Genomic DNA, 18,673 nt, shown 5'->3' with positions numbered 1-18,673 from the left:
GTGTGACGCAGCCTCTCAGTCCACCCGGGGTGGGCCTGCCTTCAGGCGGCGTTCGGCCGCTGGGCGGACGGTGGCTGGGTCCAGGGAGGTCCAGTCGGCGTCTATCCACCACGTGGCGCCGGCGTCTGCCCAGGGGCGGACTGTGTCGGCAGCGTTGGGGTCGTCGGCGGTGGTGCTGCCTTCGGCGACGATGTCGTAGCGGTCCATGGTCAGGCCGTGGGCGGCGCGCTCGTTGCGGATCCAGCTGACACCTTCGGCCAGGAGGTCTGGCGTCCACTCCCCTGGCTTCTCGCCGGGCGGTACGACGTAGTTCGGGAGCCAGCCGTCCTGCAGGGCCGCGCGGCGCATGGACTTCGGTCGAGGCCAGGCGCCGACCACCCAGGTCTGGATCCTCGGCTGTTGCACCGGTGGTGGCGGCGCGGGCGGGACGAGGTCGGCGACCTTCTTGGAGCGGTAGTGCTTGCCGGCGTACTCGAAGGACTCGTCGCGCCACAGGTACTGCAGCATCTCCAGCGACTCGTCCATCAGCTCCGCGCGGACCTTGCGGCCCGGATCGTCCTCGAACAGCCAGAACCGATCCTCTCCCGAGACCCCGAGCCCGACGGCCAGCGTCACCCGGCCGTTGCTCAGGTTGTCGACCGTCGACGTCTGCCCGGCGACGTCCCACGGCTTCCGGCGCGGCAACGGCGTCAGCATCGTCCCCAGCCGGATCCGCTCGGTCGTCATCGCCGCCGCACCGAGCATCACCCAGGCGTCGATCCCCCAGACGGCCTCCCACACGAAGAACCCGTCCCACCCGCTCTCCTCGGCGAGCGTCGCCAACTCCGCCGCATCCCGAGCATCACCCATCGGCAACACGAACCCATATCTCATCCTCCGACGGTAGGACCGCCCACCGACAGAAACGGAGGTGTGCCTAGCTGACGAAGACAGCGGTGGGTTTCGCGACCGGGCCGTGGGGTTCGTAGAGGGCCAGGAAGGTGCCGGTGGGGTCGAACATGGCGGTTTGGCCGACAGCCAGTTTGAGGCCGGACAGGGGGCGACCGGTACGGATGGCGGCGGCCTGTTCGGGGCTGGCGTCGTACCGCGGGAAGGTTTCGGCGGCGACCTCGGAGATCGGGCGCCAGACGAAGTCCTCGGCCAAGGACTCCAGCGTGTGTGCCGTCGAGAGGTCGAAGGCGCCGACCCGGGTACGCCGCAACGCCGTGAGGTGACCGCCGACGCCGAGCTCGGCCCCGAGGTCACGTGCCAGCGCACGGATGTACGTCCCGCTGGAGCAGTCGACCGACACATCCACGTCGATCCACTCCGCGCCGGGGCGTACGTCGAGGATGTCGTAGCGCGACACCGTGACGGCGCGTGCCTTGAGGGCGACCTCTTCGCCGGCGCGGACGCGTTCGTACGCGCGGCGACCGTCGACCTTGATCGCGGAGACCTTCGACGGCACCTGCGAGATCTCGCCGCGGAATCCGCCCACCGCGGCCTCGATCGCCTCCGCGGTGATGCCGTCGACCGGGGCCGTGGTCACGATCTCGCCCTCGGCGTCGTCAGTGGTGGTCGTCGCGCCGAGGCGGATCGTCGCGTCGTACGACTTGTCCGACAGCTGCAGGTGACCCAGCAGCCGGGTGGCGCGGTTGAGACCGACCACGAGGACGCCGGTCGCCATCGGATCCAGGGTGCCGGCGTGACCGACCTTGCGGGTTCCGGCGAGACGCCGGATCCGGGCCACGACGGTGTGCGAGGTCAACCCCATCGGCTTGTCGACGACGACGACGCCGTCCGACGACGGGGTGAAGCCGGGACCGCTCACTCGGCCGGCTCGTCCTCGTCGTCCTCGCGGTGCTTGTACGGGTCGGCGTCGCCGGCCGGCTTGGCGCCCGCGGCGGCCTTGGCCACCTCGGCGTCGGCCTCCCGGGCCTTGGCCAGCAGCTCCTCGATCTGGCCGGCGTTCTCCGGCACGGCGTCGAGGAAGAACGCGACGCTCGGGCTGTGCCGCAGACCGAGGGCCTTGCCGACCTCGCTGCGGATCAGTCCGCGCGCCGACTCGAGCGCGGCCGCGGTCGAGGCCCGCGCCTGCTCGTCGCCGTACACGGTGTAGAAGACGCTCGCCTCGCGCAGGTCGCCGGTCAGCCGGGCGTCCGTCACGGTGACGAACCCCAGCCGGGGGTCCTTGACCCGGCGCTCGAGCAACTCGGCGACGAGCACCTGGATCCGGTCGGCCAGCTGCTTCGCCCTTGCTTCACCCATCAGGGCTCACTCCCTCATTCATGAACAACGTCCGGAGAGAACACCGCCTCTCCGGACGTTACTCCGGTGGCCCGGCACAGTGCCGGGCCACCGTCGCGGATCAGTTGCGCGGCTTCTCGCGAAGCTCGAAGGCCTCGACGACGTCACCGACCTTGATGTCGTTGTAGCCGTTGATGGTCAGACCACACTCGAAGCCCTCGCGGACCTCGGACGCGTCGTCCTTGAACCTCTTCAGCGACGACAGTTCGGTGTTGTCCACCACCACCGCGCCGTCCCGGATCAACCGGACCTTGGCGTTGCGGCGGATCAGGCCACTGGTCACCCAGCAACCGGCGATGTTGCCCACCTTCGAGGAGCGGAAGATCTCGCGGATCTCCGCCTGGCCCAGCGTGACCTCCTCGTAGATCGGCTTCAGCATGCCCTTCAGGGCCGCCTCGATGTCGTCGATCGCCGCGTAGATGACCGAGTAGTACCGGACATCGACGCCCTCGCGCTCGGCCAGGTCACCGGCCTTGCCCGCCGGCCGCACGTTGAAGCCGATGATGACGGCGTTCGACGCGATGGCCAGGTTGACGTCGTTCTCGTTGATCGCACCGACACCGCGGTCGATGACGCGGAGGTTGACCTCGTCGCCGACCTCGATCCGGACCAGGGCGTCTTCCAGTGCCTCGACCGAACCGGACACGTCGCCCTTGAGGATCAGCAGCAGCTCCTGCGTCTCGCCCTTCTCCATCGAGGCCATGAAGTCCTCGAGGGTCCGGCGCGCACGACGCTTGGCGTTGGCGGCCGCCCGAGCCCGGGCTTCCCGCTTCTCCGCGATCTGCCGGGCCCTGCGGTCGTCGTCGACCACCAGGAACTTGTCGCCAGCACCTGGTACGGCGGTCAGACCGAGAACCAGCACCGGACGCGAGGGAGTCGCCTCCTCGACCGGGTCGCCGTGCTCGTCGAGCATGGCCCGGACCCGGCCGTACGCCGGACCGGCCACCATCGAGTCGCCGACCCGCAGCGTGCCGCGCTGAACCAGCACGGTCGCCACCGGACCACGGCCCTTGTCGAGGTTCGCCTCGATCGCGATGCCCTGGGCCGGCATGTTCGGGTTGGCCCGCAGGTCCAGCGCCGCGTCCGCGGTCAGGATCACGGACTCGAGCAGCCCGTCGATGTTGATCCGGGACTTCGCCGAGACGTCGACGAACATGGTGTCGCCGCCGTACTCCTCGGGAACCAGGCCGTACTCGGTCAGCTGACCGCGCACCTTGGCCGGGTCCGCGCTCGGGACGTCGATCTTGTTCACCGCGACCACGATCGGGACGTTCGCCGCCCGGGCGTGGTTCAGTGCCTCGATCGTCTGCGGCATCACGCCGTCGTCGGCCGCGACCACCAGGATGACGATGTCGGTGGCCTGCGCACCACGGGCACGCATGGCGGTGAACGCCTCGTGACCCGGGGTGTCGACGAAGGTGATGGCCCGCTGCTCGCCGTCGACCTCGGTCGTCACCTGGTACGCACCGATGTGCTGGGTGATGCCACCGGCCTCCTTGGCGACGACGTTCGCCTCGCGGACCGCGTCCAGCAGCTTGGTCTTACCGTGGTCGACGTGACCCATGACGGTCACCACCGGCGGCCGCTTGACCAGGTCGTCCTCGCCGCCCTCGTCCGAACCGAAGTCGATGTCGAACGACTGCAGCAGCTCGCGGTCCTCGTCCTCCGGGGACACGATCTGGACGTCGTAGTTCAGCTCGGTGGCGAGCAGTTGCAGCGTCTCCTCGTTGACCGACTGGGTCGCGGTCACCATCTCGCCGAGGTGGAACAGCACCTGCACCAGCGACGCCGGGTCGACGCCGACCTTCTCGGCGAAGTCCGTCAGCGACGCACCGCGGGCGAGGCGCACGACCTCGCCGTCACCGTGCTTGACGCGGACGCCGCCGACTGCCGGCGCCTGCATGTTGTCGAACTCCTGGCGCTTCGCGCGCTTCGACTTGCGGCCACGGCGCGCCGGACCACCCGGACGCCCGAAGGCACCCTGTGTCCCGCCACGGCCACGGTTACCCGGACCCGGGCGGCCACCGCCGCCACCGGGCGGGCCGCTGGGGCCGCCGCCACCGGGACGGAAGCCACCGCCGCCGCCACCGCCACCACCGGTACGAGCGCCGGGTCCACCACCCGGACCGCCGCCACCGGGGCGACCACGGCCACCGCCGCCACCGCCACCGCTGCCGCCGCCGGGACCGGACGGGCGACCGGTGAAGGTGCCCGCCGAGGACTTCGGCATCATCGCCGGGTTGGGGCGCGGAGCACCCGGAACGCCGCTCGGACGCGGCCGGTCGTTGCCGCCACCACTGCGGGCCTGCGGCGGACGCGGCGCCATCCCGGCCGGGCTCGCACCCTGGCCGGAGCCGCCGCCCTGTCCACCCGGACCCGGGCGAGCGCCACCGCGCTGCATGCCCTGGGTGGAGCTGAACGGGTTGTTACCCGGACGCGGTGCGCCCGGACGGGGACCGCCACCTTGACCGCCCTGACGCGGAGCGCCGGGACGCGGAGCACCCGGACGGGGGCCACCCTGACCACCCGGACGCGGACCGCCGGGACGCGGCGACGCCGGACGAGCCGGGCTGTCGGCGGCCGGACGCTGCTGCGCCGGACCAGGGGTCGGCCGGCTCGGAGCCGGAGTACGGCTCGGAGCAGGAGCGGCCGGCGCCTCGGAGGTGGCCGCCTTGGCAGCCGGAGCCTCGAAGGAGGGCGCGGGTGTGGTCTCGGCCGGGGCCTCGACCTTGGCCGCCGGAGCGGACTCGACCGGAGCTGCCGGAGCCTCCTGCCGGGGAGCCGGCTTCGGGCCTGGACGCGGACCCGGCTTGACGCCCGGTGCAGGCGCCGCCTTGACCGGAGCCGGAGCGGCCTCGGCCTTCTCGCTCACGGTGGACTCGGCGACCGGAGCAGGGGTCGGCTTCGGGGCCGGCGCAGGGCGCTCGGCCGGGGCTGCCGGTGCAGCCTTCTTGGCCGGCTCGGCAGGCGCGACCGGAGCGGTCGCCTGCGGCGCGGCAGATGTACTGGCGGCGGCCTTCTTGGCCGCGCGCTTCTTCGGCGGGTTCTTCTCGAACTCCTCCGCCAACCGCCGGACGACAGGTGCCTCGATCGTCGAGGATGCCGACCGGACGAACTCGCCCATGTCGTTCAGTCTGGTCAGAACGACCTTGCTGGTAACTCCGAGCTCCTTCGCGAGCTCGTAGACCCGGACCTTTGCCACTACTCTCCCTCTGGTCCGAGCCTGGGCGCGGACCGTTAGTTGACGTACGTGCTCATCGCATTGCACTCATCGGTAGACACTCATCGAGTGGTCATGAGTCGATGACCCGCCTTCATGTCGTCACAGCGGTCTGGACCGCTGCGGGCGGCCGGGTGGCCGCCGTTTGCACTGCACTTGCCTCTTGCTTATCACGCTGCGCGACGTACTCCTGCAGCCCGGTCACGTCGAGCGGCCCCGGGACCCGGAAGGCCCGTGGGAACGCCTTGCGCCGGACGGCGAGGTCGAGGCACTCGGCCACCGGGTGCAGATGCGCCCCACGGCCGGGTGCCCGACGATCGGGATCCGGGAGGACACGTCCTCCGGAAACCGTCATCCGCAGCAGGTCAGCCGGACCGGACCGCTTCCGGCACCCGATACAGGTGCGCTCCCGGGACTTGCCAGGGCGCGCGTCTGTAGTCACTGTCACGTAAACCTCAGGGTGTGGTTGCGACTCAGTCGACCGACCGAGTGATCAGTCTACCTTCTCGCTCTCACGAGTCACACCAGAGGCCTGGCGCGCTGCAGGTGCCGGCTACTCGCCAGACGTCTCGGTATCCGGCCTGATGTCGATCCGCCAGCCCGTCAGCCGGGCGGCCAGGCGGGCGTTCTGCCCCTCCTTGCCGATCGCGAGCGAGAGCTGGTAGTCGGGTACGACGACCCGCGCCGCGCGGGCCGCGGCGTCGACCACCTCGACAGACGTGACCTGCGCCGGGGACAGCGCGTTCCCGACAAAGGTGGCCGGGTCGTCGCTGTGGTCGATGATGTCGATCTTCTCGCCGTGCAACTCGTGCATGATGTTGCGCACCCGCTGCCCCATCGGCCCGATGCAGGCGCCCTTGCCGTTCACCGACGGGTTCAGCGTCCGTACGGCGATCTTGGTCCGGTGACCGGCCTCGCGGGCGATCGCGGTGATCTCGACGGTGCCGTCGGCGATCTCCGGGACCTCGAGCGCGAACAGCTTCTTGACCAGGTTCGGGTGGGTCCGGCTGACCGTGATCTGCGGTCCCTTGAAGCCCTTGCGGACCCCGACGACGTACACCCGCAGCCTCGAGCCGTGCTCGTACTTCTCCCCCGGCACCTGCTCCGGGGCCGGCAGCACCGCCTCGATCTTGCCGAGGTCGACCATCACCGAGCGCGGGTCGCGGCCCTGCTGGATGACGCCGGAGACGATGTCGCCCTCCTTGCCGGAGAACTCGCCGTACCGGACCTCGTCCTCGGCGTCGCGCAGCCGCTGCAGGATGATCTGCTTGGCCGTGGTGGCCGCGATCCGGCCGAAGTCGGCCGGGGTGTCGTCGTACTCGCGGGCCAGGGTGCCGTCCTCGGCGAGCTCGCGGGCATAGACGGTCACGTGCCCGGTCTTGCGGTCCAGCTCGGCGCGGGCGTGTTGCTGAGCACCCTCGGTGCGGTGGTAGGCCACCAGCAGCGCCTGCTCGATCGCCTCGACGACCACGTCCAGGGAGATGTCCTTCTCCCGTTCCAGCGACCGCAGCACGGCCATGTCGATGTCCATGTCAGTTCTCCTCCACCGTGCCGTCGGCAGGTGTTTCTGTTTCGTCGTTGCCGGCAGCCCGGTTGAATTCGATCTGGACCTTGGCCTTGGCCACGTCGGCGTACGCGACGGTCTGAACCTTGCCGTCCACGTCCAGCTCGGCCGCCTCGTCGGAGGCGGACTTGATCCGGCCGGTCACCTTGCCACCGGCGGTCAGTGTGACCGCGACGAGGCGCTTGACGTTGCGGCGCCAGTGCCGGGGCAGAGTGAGTGGCCGGTCGACGCCGGGGCTGGAGACCTCCAGCGTGTAGGCGCCGTCGCCCATGATGTCGTCGGCGTCGAGCGCCTTGGAGATGGCTCTGGTGACCTCGGCGACGTCGTCGAGGCTGATCCCGCCGTCGCGGTCGACCAGCACGCGCAGCAACCGGCGGCGGCCGGCCGGCGCGAGGTCGGCGGCCTCCAGGTCGCAGCCGAACTGCTCGACGATCGGCCGCAGGAAGTTCTCGAGGCTCGTGGTGTCCGTGTGGTCAGTCCTTCGGCTCACAGGTTGACCTGCCTCTCTCTCCAGTTGTGCACCCGTTCCGCCACCCGGCGATCCGACCGAGGGCAGTAGCCCACCATATCCGGCCCGCGGCAGTGTCCACGTCACCGGCTCGTCCCAGGCCGGTCACCGGCGCGTCACCGGGTATCGTTCCGGCGTGCCGACCGAACCCCGCCTGTCCCGCCGCGCCGTCATCGCGACCGCCGCCGTGCTGCCCGGTGCTGTCGCGCTGGGCGGCTGCAAGGACGACGAGTCCGGCTCCGGTACGCCGGGCGCCATCGACCCGAAGACCGGTCAGGAGGTCGAGGAGACGCCGACCGTCGATCCGGCCGTGGTCGCCGCGCTCAGTGCCGCGGCGGCCCAGGTGACTCTATTGTCTCTCGGCTACGCCAGCACGAGCCGGAAGTTCCCGGCCCTGCGTACCCAGCTGGCCGCCGGCGCGAAGTACCACGCGAGCCATCTGGCCAAGCTGAAGGAGACTGCCGGAGTCCAGGCCGCGACTCCGAAGGCCCCGGCAGCCGCGAGTACGTCGTCTGCCGCGCTCGCCGCACTGGCCAAGCAGGAGAAGGCCGCGGCGGCCGCCCACGCCGCCGCGGCGGCCAAGCTTTCCGGGACCCCGGCCCGGCTACTGGCCATGATCGCTGCGTCCGAGCTGCAGCTCGGGACGAAGCTGACCCCAGCGAAGAAGAAGGCGGACGCATCGTGACCGAGGTGGAGGCGCTGCAGGCGGCGCTCGCAGGCGAGCACGCCGCGCTGTACGGCATCGGCGTTGCCGGCGGCAAGCTCAGCGGCGCCCGGTTCCGGTCCGCGACCGATTCCTACGAGCAGCACCGCTCGAACCGCGACCGCCTCAGCCAGCTGGTGGTCGCCGCGGGCGAGACCCCGGCCGCGGCCGAGCCGGCGTACGACCTGCCGCAGGCCGTGACCAACGCGGCGACGGCGGCGGCGCTGATCTTGCTGATCGAGCGGCGGCTGGCAGGGGTGTACGGCGATCTGGTCGAGTCGGCGGAGAAGCCGGCGGTGCGGTCTTTCGCCGTCAACGGGCTGCTCGCGAACGCCGCCGCCCAGCTCACCTGGGGCGGTGCGCCGGTCGCCTTTCCCGGCGCCGTCTGATTCCCGGCGAAATTTCTCTGCGTATTCCTCTTTACTCGCAGCGCGACCTTCCTTATATTTTCGGCCACGGAGACTGGGGGGTCGCCGAGCTTTTCACGTAGCCGACGTTGGTGGCGTCGCGCGTGCTCGTTCCACGGCTGATCGCAGCGTGTTGTTCCGTACCTTCATTCCGCTGTCATTCAACTTCTTCAGCCGCGCCTGGCGCCGGCTACGGAGGGTGGCGAAGCATGCGCACTTTCGACCTGAGCACCGGTGACGACCAGTACGTGAAGGACCTGCGAGTGGTCCGCTGGGAGCAGTACGGACTCGAGCGGGACCTGCCGTTCCAAGCGATGTGGTACTCCGTTCCCCCGGGTTCGGAGAGCCCGGTCGACCAGCACCCCGAACTCGAACTGTCCGTCGTGGTTGCGGGGACGGCGTACGTCGTCGTCGGCGGTCGCGAACACGTGGTACCCCAAGGCAACGCCTTCCTGCTCAGCAGCGCCGAGGCGCACGTCGTACAGAACCGGTCGGCCGACACCGAACTGACCGTCTTCAGCGCCTATTGGATGCCGATCACCGCCGAGGCCGGCCATGGCTGATCCAGTCACGGTCTTCACTTCCCCGCAGCCGACCGTCAACGGCCCGTTGCACGTCGGTCACCTGGCCGGTCCCTACCTCGCGGCCGACATCGCGGCCCGGGCCGCGCGCGCCCGCGGTGAGCGCGTCGTGGTCACCACCGGCCTCGACGTACACCAGAACTACGTGCTGACCCGGGCCGAGCGCGAAGGCGTCGAGGCCGGTGTGATGACCGCGGAGTTCCGCGACGACATCAAGGACACCTACGACCTGGCCCGGATCGGGTACGACGTCTTCACCGATCCGCTCGGCGAGGCGCACGGACCGATCATCCGCCAACTGATGAATCACCTCATCACGTCCGGTGCAACGCAGTTGCGCGAGGTCACCCTGCATGCCTGCGCGGACTGCGGCCGGACCCTGCACGAGTCCTACCTGAGCGGCCTGTGCGGCGAGTGCAAGTCACCCGCTGCGGGCGGCGCCTGTGAGCAGTGCGGCAGCCTCACCCAGGTCGACACCATGGTCGATCCGGTCTGCGGCCGCTGTGGTGGCGAGCCGCGTCCGTTCGCCGCGACGGTGCCCGTACTGCGGATGGAGGACCACCGCGAAGCCCTGATCGCGCTGTGGTTGCGCGCCGACCTGCCACCCGCGGTCCGCGACCTGATCGACCGGACCCTGCAGACCGGACTCCCGCAGCTCGCACTCGCCTACCCCACCAACTGGGGTCTCGAGGGCGACGGCCCGCTCACCGGCCTGCGAATCGGCCCGTACACCGAGATCGCGCTCTCCGACCTGTATGCCGTTGCCCGCGGCATCGACCCGGAGGCCGCGGACGTACCGGCGTACCTGGCCGCGCTCGACCAGGTCGGATCATTGTGGCACTTCCTCGGCCTGGACAACGCGTTCTGGTACGCCCTGTACTGGCCGGCCGTCTGGGCCGCCGCCGGCGTCGCTCGGCTGCCGCTTTCCGGCTTGGTGGTGAACGAGTTCTACACGTTCGCCGGGGAGAAATTCTCGACCAGCAGGAAACACGGGATCGGTGCCACGGAATTGCTCCGGACCGAAGACCCGTCAATCGTTCGCTTGTTTCTCGCGTGGGACCGGCCCGACCGCTTCCGCAGTGATTTCAGTTTCAATTCCTTCCGCGCCTTCGCCGACCGCGCCGGGCCATTGCTGGCCGGCGTCCGGCGCGTTTCCGAGCCACTCGATCCAGACCTTGCCGCGATCGAACTCACCCGCGGCGAAAGCGCATTGCGGCCGGAGGGATTCGACCCACCGCTCGCGGTTCGCAGTCTGCTCACGCTGCTGGCCGGCGGTGTCCAGGAGACCGGGTCACTGCGCGCGGCGCTGACCGGGTCCGAACAGGAGTAGGGCGATGCGAGTCTGCGTCATCGGAGCCGGCATCGCCGGTGCCCTGCTGGCCTGGCGTCTCAGCGAGAGTGTCGAGGTCGACCTGGTGACCGGTTCGGCCGGGACGGATGCGACCGCGGCGTCGGGCGGCGGTGTGCGCGGGTTCGAGACCCACCGGGTCCAGCGTCGGCTGGCCATCGAGAGCCTGAGCGAGTTGTTCGAGGGTCTGCAGGAGCTGGCCGGGTACACCGAGACCGGCTGCACGTACCTGTTGCCGTCGTACGCCGGGCTCGAGGCCGCGGTCGCCGAGGTCGAACACGCCCATCCGGGCTCGACCGAGATCGTCGATGGAACCGGCCTCCGCCGCCGGGGCTGGCACGGCCTGCCCGACGGCACGGTCGGCGTACTCGAGAAGCGGGCCGGTTTCATCCGGCCGGACCAACTCCGGACGGCCGTGATCCAACGACTCGCCGACGGCCCGAGCAGTCGGGTCCTCGACGGGCCGGTGCTTCGGCTCGTCCCGCACCCGGACGGATCGGTGAGCTGCCGCCTCCCCGCGACCAGCCACCGGTACGACGTTGTCGTCGTCGCGGCCGGACCGTGGACACCTGGACTGCTGACCGGCAGTGCCCTCCCGGCCCAGCCGTATCGCACCAAGGCGATCCAGGTCGCCACCTATCGGGTGACCGGCGCCCTGCCGACGATGTTCGTCGACGAGACCAGCGACCTGTACGGGCGGCCCACCGCCGACGGCCGGTTGCTGCTCGGCGTCGACACCCACCAGTGGTCCGTTACTCCCGGCAGCAGCCGGCCGATCCCGGACCTGGCCGACCAGGCCGTCCGGATCGCCGCCGAACGGCTGCCACACCTCAAGCTGTCGGCGCCCGACCTGATGGTCAGCAACGCCGACTGTTACGCCGATCCGCCGGTACTGACCCTCTGGTCGGTCCTCGGCAGCTCACATCGGCTCTACACCTTCACCGGTGGGTCCGGCGGCAGCGTGAAAACCGCGCTGGCCGCAAGCCGGACGGCCGCGAGCGACCTGATCGGCACATCGCGCACCACCACTTCGCGGACGGAGAACAAGCGCATGACCATCACGGAACCAGGCCCGCAGCGAGGAACGCCCCGCTACCACACCATCGGTATCGGGGCCGGTCCCTCCAACCTCTCGCTGGCGGCGCTCTACCAGAACGTCACCACCGAACCGCTCGCCCTGTTCGACGCCCGGCCGGGCACCGGCTGGCACACGCCCCTGCTCTACCCCGGGGTCCGGATGCAGACCGGCTGGATGAAGGACCTGGTGTCGCTGGTCGACCCGCGGCACGAGCTGACGTTCCTGAACTACCTGGTCACCTCCGGGCGGCTCTATGCGCTGATCAACTCCCAGTTCGACTCGCTCCCCCGGATCGAGTACGAGCGCTACCTGGCCTGGGCGACCGAGCGCCTCGGCGTGGTGCACTTCACCTCCCGGGTGGACTCGATCTCCATCACCGACGACGGCTTCGAGGTCAGCGTCGACGGTGTCCCCGCCGCCGTCTCCGAACACCTGGTCCTCGGCCTGGGCACGCGCCCGGTCCGGCCGGCGTACATCACCGACCTGCCCGCCGAGCGTGCGTTCATCGCCGACGACCTCGGCGTCCGGATGGCCGCGCTGGACACGGCAGCGCCGACCGCGGTCGTCGGCGGCGGTCAGACCGGTCTGGAGTGTGTCCTGCGGCTGCTCGGCTCCGGCTTCACCGACATCCGCTGGCTCGGCCGGAACCAGTGGTTCCGCAGCATCGACGACTCGCCGATGGCCAACGAGCTCTACCGGCCGTCCCACATCGAGTACCTGCAGGGTCTGAACCGCGGCAAGCGCCGCGAGATGATCGACGACTCTCGCTACAGCGGCGACGCCATCACCCCGGGCGGCCTGCGGGCGCTGTACCAGGCCAACTACGACGGCATGCTGACACTCGGCCGCTTCCCGGTCACCTTGCTGCCCGGCCGCGACGTCAGGACGTCCGAGTTGCTGGCCGACGGCACCATCCGCCTGTGCTGTACGACGACCGCCACGCCGGAGGAACACGTCGTCCGGCAGGTGGTGGTCGCGGCCGGCCGGGAGCACGTCGGGGCACCCTTCGACGACGACCTGCGGGAACGGATCGAGTTCGACGACGACGGTGAACTGCTGGTCGAGCCGGACTACTCGGTGCGCTGGAAGGGCATGAACGGGCACCGGATCTACACGTTCAACGCGAGCCGGTACAGCCACGGGCTGACGAACGCCGGTCTGACGCAGCTGCCGGTCCGGGCCGCGATCGTGCTGAACTCCATGTTCGAGCGGGAGATCTACCCGATCTCCGACGAGTTGTGCGCGGTGCAGTGGTGACCGCGGCAGTCCCGGAACCGCTGGTCCCCGACGTCGACGGGGTGTGGTTCCGGCTCGAGGTCGACGATCCGGCCGGCGGAGCGCCGTACGGGCAGTATCACCGTGAAGACGACCTCGTCTGGGCGGAGTTCTACGCCGGCGGCACGCTGCGCAGCGGCCGGCTGGTCGGGTTGCTGCGGCCGGACTGCTCGTTCGACGCGGCGTACTGCCTGGTCACCGCGACCGGCGACCTGGTCAGCGGTGAGTGCCACAGCGTCCCCGAGTTCGATGCTCAAGGCAACATCCGGATCAGGGACCACTTCCGTCGCGCCGACGGCACCACCGGGATCAGTGCCATCCGGCAGATCCCCGCTCCGGTCAGGGAGGCCTGAGATGAACGACCGACCTCATCTGCTGGTGGTGGCCACCGGCATGCGGCTGTTCCGCGAGTACATCCTGCGGTCGATCGCACCGCAGTACCGGATCCACATGTTCCTGCACGCCGAGCCCACCTGGGAGACGGAGTACATCGAGAACTGGACCGTGCTGGAGAGCACGCTCGACGCCGACGCCCTCGTCGCCGCGGCGAACGAACTCAACGACAAGGAAGCGATCGACGGCGTGCTGTGCTGGGACGAGGCACGGATCCTGCAGACCGCGCACATCGCCGAAGCGCTCGGACTGCCCGGCGGTGACGTCGCGATGATCAACCGCTGCCGCGACAAACATCTGACGCGTACGGCGCTCGCCGAGCACGGGGTCCCGCAGCCGAAGTCGATCCTGGTGGACACCGTCGACGAGGCACTCGCCGTCGCCGGCGACCTCGGTTATCCGGTGATCCTCAAGCCCCGTGCGCTGGCCGCCAGCCTCGGTGTGGTCAAGGTCGACTCGCCCGAGGAGCTCACGGCGAACTGGGACTTCGCCCACGACACGACCGTGCCGGAGGCGCCGCACTACGACGTCAAGGTCCTGGTCGAGGAGTTCGCCGACGGCTACGAGATCAGCATCGACGCCGCGGTGTACCAGGGTCAGGTGACGCCGTTCTGCCTGGCCCGTAAGGAGATCGGCTACCCGCCGTACGCCGAGGAGATCGGGCACTTCGTGGACGCCGCGGATCCGTTGCTCGCCGACGACCAGTTGCTGCAGGTACTCGTCGACGCGCACAAGGCGGTCGCCTTCACCGACGGCGTGACGCACACCGAGCTCATGATCACCGCCGACGGACCGAAGCTGATCGAGATCAACGCGCGGATCGGCGGCGACCTGATCCCGTACCTCGGTCTGCAGGCGACCGGTGTGGATCCGGGGCTGGCCGCGGCCGCGGTCGCGTGCGGACGTCAGCCCGCACTGCTGCCGGACCGCACGATGGTCGGCGGCGTCCGCTTCTTCTACGTGGACGAGGACGACACGGTGCTGGACTCGGTCGGCTTCGACGCCGACGGACTTCCCGCCACGATCGACCAACTGGTGCCGCTGATGGAGGCCGGAGCCACGACCAGTCCCCCGCCGGCGGGCACGCTGTGGGGCCGGATCGCTTATGCGACGACCGTCGCCACGACCGTCGACGACTGCCGCGCCGGACTCGACGCGGCGGAGAAGGCGCTGCGCTGGTCAGGTCATCCGAAGGAGCCGACACCATGACGGCGACCGACGAGAGCACCGGCATCTGGGAGACCATCCGGGAGGCTCCGGTGCCGGTGAAGGCGCTGCTGGTCGGCGTCTTCGTGAACAAGCTCGGCTGGTTCCTGCAGGTCTTCCTGGTGCTGTTCCTGACCACCTCGAAGGGTTTCACGCCGGTCCAGGCCGGCACCGCGCTCGGCGTGTACGGCGGTGGCTCGGTGATCGGCCTGATCATCGGCGGATCGCTGTCGGACCGGGTCGGGCCGCGGGCCGCGGTGATGATCAGCATGTTCGGGATGGCGGGGTTCGTCCTCGCGATCGCCTACGTGCCGAGCTACACGGCCGTGGTGGTCGTGGTGGCGCTGGCCGGCGCGGTCGGTCAGTTCTACCGCCCGGCGTCCGCTGCCCTGCTGACCGAACTGACGCCGAAGAACCGCCAGGTGATGATCTTCGCGGTCTACCGGCTGGCGATGAACCTCGGTACGACGGCAGCGCCGCTGATCGGCGCCGCCCTCGTCGCGGTGTCCTGGAACCTGCTCTTCATCGGCGAGGCGGTCGCCGCGCTGGCATACGCCGCCGTGGCGATCGTCGCGCTGCCGAAGCGATCCGCGGCCGCCGTCGAGCAAACCCCGGAGGACCAACCGTCGGCCGGCGGGTACGTCGCCGTACTGCGGGACTACAAGTACGTGCTGTTCCTCCTGTGCATGTTCATCAACGCGGCGATCTACATGCAGTACCTGGCCGTGCTGCCGCTGCACATGAAGGCGGACGGACTGTCGACCTGGTGGTACAGCGCGATCGTCGCGCTGAACGGCTTCGTCGTGATCACCTGCGAGTTGCTGGTGACGAAGGTGGTGCAGAACCGTCCGGCCCGGGTGGTCGCGATGACCGGGTTCGTACTGCTGGGCGGCGGGCTCGCGTTCTACGCACTGCCCGGCGGGCTGGCGATCTTCGTGATCGGCACCCTGCTGTGGACGCTGGCCGAGATCATCGGCGGCCCGACCATGTTCGCGTACCCGGGCATGGCCGCACCGAAGCCGCTGCTCGGCCGGTACGTCGGATCGGCGCACGCGATGTTCGGCCTCGGATCAGCGCTCGGCCCGTTCCTCGGGGTGTGGGTGTGGAACACGTCCGGCACCCGGGTCTGGGTCTGGTGCGGGCTGGCCGGCGCGATCGGCGTCGTCCTCGCGTACTTCGGCATGGCGCCCACGACCGCCGACGAGACCACCACCGACATCACCCCGGCCGCGGAGCCGTTGCCGAGCGAGAGCTCGTAGGAGGACAGGATGAGCAACTACACGATCATCGTGGACCCGTTGTCCACGGGACAGGAATATCCGGCCGCGTTCCGCGAGGCGGGCCGGCTGCCGGTCGCCGTACTCAGTGGTTCCGAGCCACCACCGGCGTACACGACGAGCTGGCATCCGGAGGACTTCGAGCACGTGCACTACTTCACCGGCGACGTCCAGGCGCTGGCCGAGGAGCTGAGGCAGTACGAGCCCGAGTACCTGGTGCCTGGTGCAGAGAGCGGGGTCGAGTTGTGCGACCGGCTGACCGGGCTTCTCGCGCCCGGCACCGGCAACGTCCCGGAGCTGGCGCCGGCGCGACGGGACAAATGGGAGATGGCACAGGCGCTCAAGGCCGCGGGTGTGCCGCGGTTGCGCCAGTTCCTGACCGCGGATCCGGTCGAGGCGGAGCGGTGGCTGAAGGAGAACGACCTGCTCGGCAAGCGGCTGGTGATCAAGCCGCCGAAGAGCGCCGCCGGCGACGAGGTGTACGTCGTCTTCGAGGACGGCGACTGGCGGGAGCGGTTCGACCGGGTCCTTGGCCGGACCAACAAGATGGGGCTGACGAACGACGCCGTCCTGATCCAGGAGTACGCCGAAGGAACGGAGTACCTGGTCGACACCTACAGCGTGGACGGCAAGCACGCGCTGGTCGACGTCTGCCGCTACACGAAGGTCGGCCGGGGCGACAAGATCGGCATCTACCGGCGGATCGACTTCCTGGCCGAGGACGACGCGGAGGTGCAGGCGCTGTGGCCGTACACCCGTGACGTGCTCGACGCGGTCGGCATCCGGGTCGGCTGCGGTCATGTCGAGGTGATGATGACGCCGGACGGACCGCGGCTGATCGAGGTCGCGGCCCGGCCGGCCGGCGGCGGTCACCAGATGGTCAGCGACCTGGCCACCGGCGACAACCACATCAAGCGGACGGTGGCGCACCGGGTGCGCGGCGAGGTGCGGGACGGGTTCGACCTGGTCCAGCACCTGCGCGGCATCTTCGTCATCGCGCCGCGCGAGGGGTACTTCCGCAACCGCGAGGTCTTCGACGACATCGAGTCGCTGAAGTCGTTCCACTGGATGAAGATCCTGTACGACGAGGACGCCGTCGTACCCGAGACCGTGGATCTGTTCACCTGCCTGGCCTGGGTCATCCTGATCCACAGCGATCCGGCCACCCTCGACGCCGACTACCACCGGGTCCTGGACATGGAAGCCGCCATCCACATCACCCCCACCCCCACCGCCCCCTGACAACACGAGGGGATATCCCTCGCCGTTGTGGGTTCTCTGCTCGTATACCAAGGGAGAACCCACACCGTCCGGGGATATCCCCTCGTGTGCTCCGTCAGCGGCTCAGCGGCGGCGGCGCCAGGGGCCGGTGATGGCGTAGGTGATGCCGGGGTTGTAGACGTTGAAGAACATCGTCCGGCCGTCGGCGGAGAAGCCGACGCCGGACAGTTCGCCGTACTCCGGGTCCTCCGGCGTGCCGAGGTTCACCCGGTTGCGGGCGAACTTGAACACCTGGCCGTCCTCGGTGGTACCGAGGATGTGTTGCTCACCGAGCCCGTCCTCACACATCATCAGACCGCCGTACGGCGACATCGTGATGTTGTCGGGGGCATCGAACTCCGGGTTGTCCGAGCCGGGCTTCGGCCGGGTGAAGATCACCTCGAGGCGCAGCGTCTTCTTCCGCGGGTCGTACCGCCACACCTGGCCGTCGTGGTCCACCTTCGGACCCAGCTCGGTCCGCGCGAACGACGAGACGAAGTACACGCAGCGGTCCCGGTCGCCCCACCAGCAGCCCTCGAGCTTGTAGCCGCCCGTGATCGGCTTCGCGTAGTCCTGCGCCCGGACCGACTCGGTCGTCGCCAGCGGATCCGGCACCTTCACCCACTCCACGCCGTGGAACAGCGCGCCGGCCTCCTGGACGACGGACAGGTCGGGCAGATCCGGGATGTGCATGGCCTGCAGTTCCCCGCCGGCCCGCAGCGTTCCCCAGCCGCCGCGCGGACGGTTCGGCAGGAACCGGTAGAAGCCGCCGAGCGGCGCGACGAACGCGTCCTCGGTCTCGTACACGATCCCGGTGGACGGATCGATGGCCACCGCCTCGTGCTGGAACCGGCCCATCTCCTTCAACGGGGCCGGGTTGACGTTGCGGCGGTCGTCGTACGGGTCGACCTCGAAGATGAAGCCGTGGTCCTTGGTGTAACCGCTCTCGCCGGCCTTGAGTTCGGTCTCCTCGCAGGTCAGCCAGGTGCGCCACGGCGTGGGGCCGCCGGAGCAGTTGATCGCCGTACCGCCGAGGCTGACGAACTCCTTGGTGGCGCCGTTGTGGCGGTCCACCACCAGCGTGCTGGTGCCCCCGGCGCCGGCCGGGTCGTAGGTCCGCTCGGCCGGGGCGACCACCTTGATCACGGACGTGGGGCTGCACTCGTGGTTGCGGACCAGCCGGTTCCCGCCATCACGGTCCGGGAACACGCCCATGCCGTCGAAGCGGCTGGGGATCTTCAGCCCGTCCGGCCGGACCGTGCCTTCGCGGGACAGGATCTTGTAGCCGAACCCGCGTGGCAGGTCGAGCATGCCGTCCGGGTCCTCGATCAGCGGGCCGTAGCCGATCTTCGGGCCGGAGGTGCCGAGCGCGGGTTGCGCGGTGTACAGCGCCTCGACCGAGCCGGCCAGGCTGACCGCCACGCCCGCCGCCGCGGCACGGCTGACGAACTGGCGTCGGGACAGGGGATGGGGATCAACGGACACGGTACGGCCTCCTCGTGGGCGGAAAAGATCTGCCGGTCATCGATGAACGTATGGTGAACGACAGTCAACGACAAGGCGAACC

The 18,673-nt window shown here is 69.7% G+C and carries 17 protein-coding genes; 9 read left to right on the top strand and 8 right to left on the bottom strand.

Going from position 1 to position 18,673, the window contains the following annotated elements; translation table 11 throughout:
• Positions 1-15: 15 nt before the first annotated feature.
• From ACGFH6_RS15105 to rimP, 7 genes are all read right to left on the bottom strand, one after another.
• The gene (locus ACGFH6_RS15105; protein ID WP_393383970.1) at positions 16-873 is read right to left on the bottom strand and encodes an LLM class flavin-dependent oxidoreductase; all 858 of its coding nucleotides are present in this window, start codon (positions 871-873) and stop codon (positions 16-18) included.
• A 43-nt stretch (positions 874-916) separates the two neighbouring features.
• Positions 917-1,810 (bottom strand): tRNA pseudouridine(55) synthase TruB, encoded by an 894-nt coding sequence (gene truB / locus ACGFH6_RS15100; RefSeq protein WP_393383968.1) that lies wholly within the window; start codon positions 1,808-1,810, stop codon positions 917-919.
• Positions 1,807-2,247 (bottom strand): 30S ribosome-binding factor RbfA, encoded by a 441-nt coding sequence (gene rbfA, locus ACGFH6_RS15095; RefSeq protein ID WP_360457753.1) that lies wholly within the window; start codon positions 2,245-2,247, stop codon positions 1,807-1,809. Before rbfA ends, truB begins: the two co-directional genes overlap by 4 nt.
• Before the next feature lie 100 nt (positions 2,248-2,347).
• Positions 2,348-5,488, bottom strand: a complete 3,141-nt coding sequence (infB, locus tag ACGFH6_RS15090; protein WP_393383965.1) for a translation initiation factor IF-2 — start codon at positions 5,486-5,488, stop codon at positions 2,348-2,350.
• Positions 5,489-5,600: 112 nt separating this feature from the next.
• Complete coding sequence (locus tag ACGFH6_RS15085; protein ID WP_393383963.1) at positions 5,601-5,948, bottom strand: YlxR family protein; 348 nt, start codon at positions 5,946-5,948, stop codon at positions 5,601-5,603.
• A 111-nt stretch (positions 5,949-6,059) separates the two neighbouring features.
• Complete coding sequence (gene nusA, locus ACGFH6_RS15080) at positions 6,060-7,037, bottom strand: transcription termination factor NusA (protein WP_393383961.1); 978 nt, start codon at positions 7,035-7,037, stop codon at positions 6,060-6,062.
• Between the two features lies 1 nt (position 7,038).
• The gene (gene rimP, locus ACGFH6_RS15075) at positions 7,039-7,560 is read right to left on the bottom strand and encodes a ribosome maturation factor RimP (RefSeq protein WP_393383959.1); all 522 of its coding nucleotides are present in this window, start codon (positions 7,558-7,560) and stop codon (positions 7,039-7,041) included.
• A gap of 154 nt (positions 7,561-7,714) precedes the next feature.
• On the opposite strand from rimP, the gene ACGFH6_RS15070 reads away from it, so the two are divergent.
• The 9 genes from ACGFH6_RS15070 (at position 7,715) to ACGFH6_RS15030 (ending at position 17,088) form a co-directional block, all read left to right on the top strand.
• A complete protein-coding gene (locus tag ACGFH6_RS15070; RefSeq protein WP_393383958.1) occupies positions 7,715-8,263 on the top strand; it encodes a cell division protein FtsK in 549 nt (182 codons plus the stop codon).
• The gene (locus ACGFH6_RS15065; RefSeq protein ID WP_393383956.1) at positions 8,260-8,670 is read left to right on the top strand and encodes a ferritin-like domain-containing protein; all 411 of its coding nucleotides are present in this window, start codon (positions 8,260-8,262) and stop codon (positions 8,668-8,670) included. Before ACGFH6_RS15070 ends, ACGFH6_RS15065 begins: the two co-directional genes overlap by 4 nt.
• A gap of 227 nt (positions 8,671-8,897) precedes the next feature.
• Positions 8,898-9,251, top strand: a complete 354-nt coding sequence (locus ACGFH6_RS15060; RefSeq protein WP_393383954.1) for a cupin domain-containing protein — start codon at positions 8,898-8,900, stop codon at positions 9,249-9,251.
• Complete coding sequence (locus ACGFH6_RS15055; RefSeq protein WP_393383953.1) at positions 9,244-10,599, top strand: class I tRNA ligase family protein; 1,356 nt, start codon at positions 9,244-9,246, stop codon at positions 10,597-10,599. The genes ACGFH6_RS15060 and ACGFH6_RS15055 overlap by 8 nt, the downstream gene beginning before the upstream one ends.
• A 4-nt stretch (positions 10,600-10,603) precedes the next feature.
• Positions 10,604-12,952 carry an FAD-dependent oxidoreductase gene (locus ACGFH6_RS15050; RefSeq protein ID WP_393383951.1) on the top strand — a complete coding sequence of 783 codons (2,349 nt, stop codon included), beginning with the start codon at positions 10,604-10,606 and terminating at the stop codon, positions 12,950-12,952.
• Complete coding sequence (locus ACGFH6_RS15045; RefSeq protein ID WP_393383949.1) at positions 12,949-13,323, top strand: hypothetical protein; 375 nt, start codon at positions 12,949-12,951, stop codon at positions 13,321-13,323. The genes ACGFH6_RS15050 and ACGFH6_RS15045 overlap by 4 nt, the downstream gene beginning before the upstream one ends.
• A 1-nt stretch (position 13,324) precedes the next feature.
• The gene (locus ACGFH6_RS15040; RefSeq protein ID WP_393383947.1) at positions 13,325-14,572 is read left to right on the top strand and encodes an acetyl-CoA carboxylase biotin carboxylase subunit family protein; all 1,248 of its coding nucleotides are present in this window, start codon (positions 13,325-13,327) and stop codon (positions 14,570-14,572) included.
• The gene (locus ACGFH6_RS15035) at positions 14,569-15,828 is read left to right on the top strand and encodes an MFS transporter (protein ID WP_393383945.1); all 1,260 of its coding nucleotides are present in this window, start codon (positions 14,569-14,571) and stop codon (positions 15,826-15,828) included. Before ACGFH6_RS15040 ends, ACGFH6_RS15035 begins: the two co-directional genes overlap by 4 nt.
• A gap of 9 nt (positions 15,829-15,837) precedes the next feature.
• Positions 15,838-17,088 (top strand): ATP-grasp domain-containing protein, encoded by a 1,251-nt coding sequence (locus ACGFH6_RS15030; RefSeq protein ID WP_393383943.1) that lies wholly within the window; start codon positions 15,838-15,840, stop codon positions 17,086-17,088.
• 102 nt (positions 17,089-17,190) lie between these two features.
• Here the strand turns inward: ACGFH6_RS15030 and ACGFH6_RS15025 are convergent, their stop codons facing one another.
• On the bottom strand, positions 17,191-18,591 hold the full coding sequence (locus ACGFH6_RS15025) for an alkaline phosphatase PhoX (protein WP_393383941.1): 1,401 nt from the start codon (positions 18,589-18,591) through the stop codon (positions 17,191-17,193).
• Positions 18,592-18,673 lie beyond the last annotated feature (82 nt).

The organism is Kribbella sp. NPDC049227, assembly GCF_043197265.1.
Classification (GTDB): Bacteria; Actinomycetota; Actinomycetes; order Propionibacteriales; family Kribbellaceae; genus Kribbella.
The sequence above is the reverse complement of the archived record's forward strand: the minus strand, read 5'-3'. Positions and strand labels throughout refer to the sequence as shown.

Bases quoted from the DNA above. Each gene is read 5' to 3' on its own strand.
- ACGFH6_RS15105 (WP_393383970.1), bottom strand. From the start codon at position 873: ATGAGATATGGGTTCGTGTTGCCGATGGGTGATGCTCGGGATGCGGCG.
- rbfA (WP_360457753.1), bottom strand. From the start codon at position 2,247: ATGGGTGAAGCAAGGGCGAAGCAGCTGGCCGACCGGATCCAGGTGCTC.
- nusA (WP_393383961.1), bottom strand. From the start codon at position 7,037: ATGGACATCGACATGGCCGTGCTGCGGTCGCTGGAACGGGAGAAGGAC.
- ACGFH6_RS15060 (WP_393383954.1), top strand. From the start codon at position 8,898: ATGCGCACTTTCGACCTGAGCACCGGTGACGACCAGTACGTGAAGGAC.
- ACGFH6_RS15055 (WP_393383953.1), top strand. From the start codon at position 9,244: ATGGCTGATCCAGTCACGGTCTTCACTTCCCCGCAGCCGACCGTCAAC.
- ACGFH6_RS15050 (WP_393383951.1), top strand. From the start codon at position 10,604: ATGCGAGTCTGCGTCATCGGAGCCGGCATCGCCGGTGCCCTGCTGGCC.
- ACGFH6_RS15040 (WP_393383947.1), top strand. From the start codon at position 13,325: ATGAACGACCGACCTCATCTGCTGGTGGTGGCCACCGGCATGCGGCTG.
- ACGFH6_RS15035 (WP_393383945.1), top strand. From the start codon at position 14,569: ATGACGGCGACCGACGAGAGCACCGGCATCTGGGAGACCATCCGGGAG.
- ACGFH6_RS15030 (WP_393383943.1), top strand. From the start codon at position 15,838: ATGAGCAACTACACGATCATCGTGGACCCGTTGTCCACGGGACAGGAA.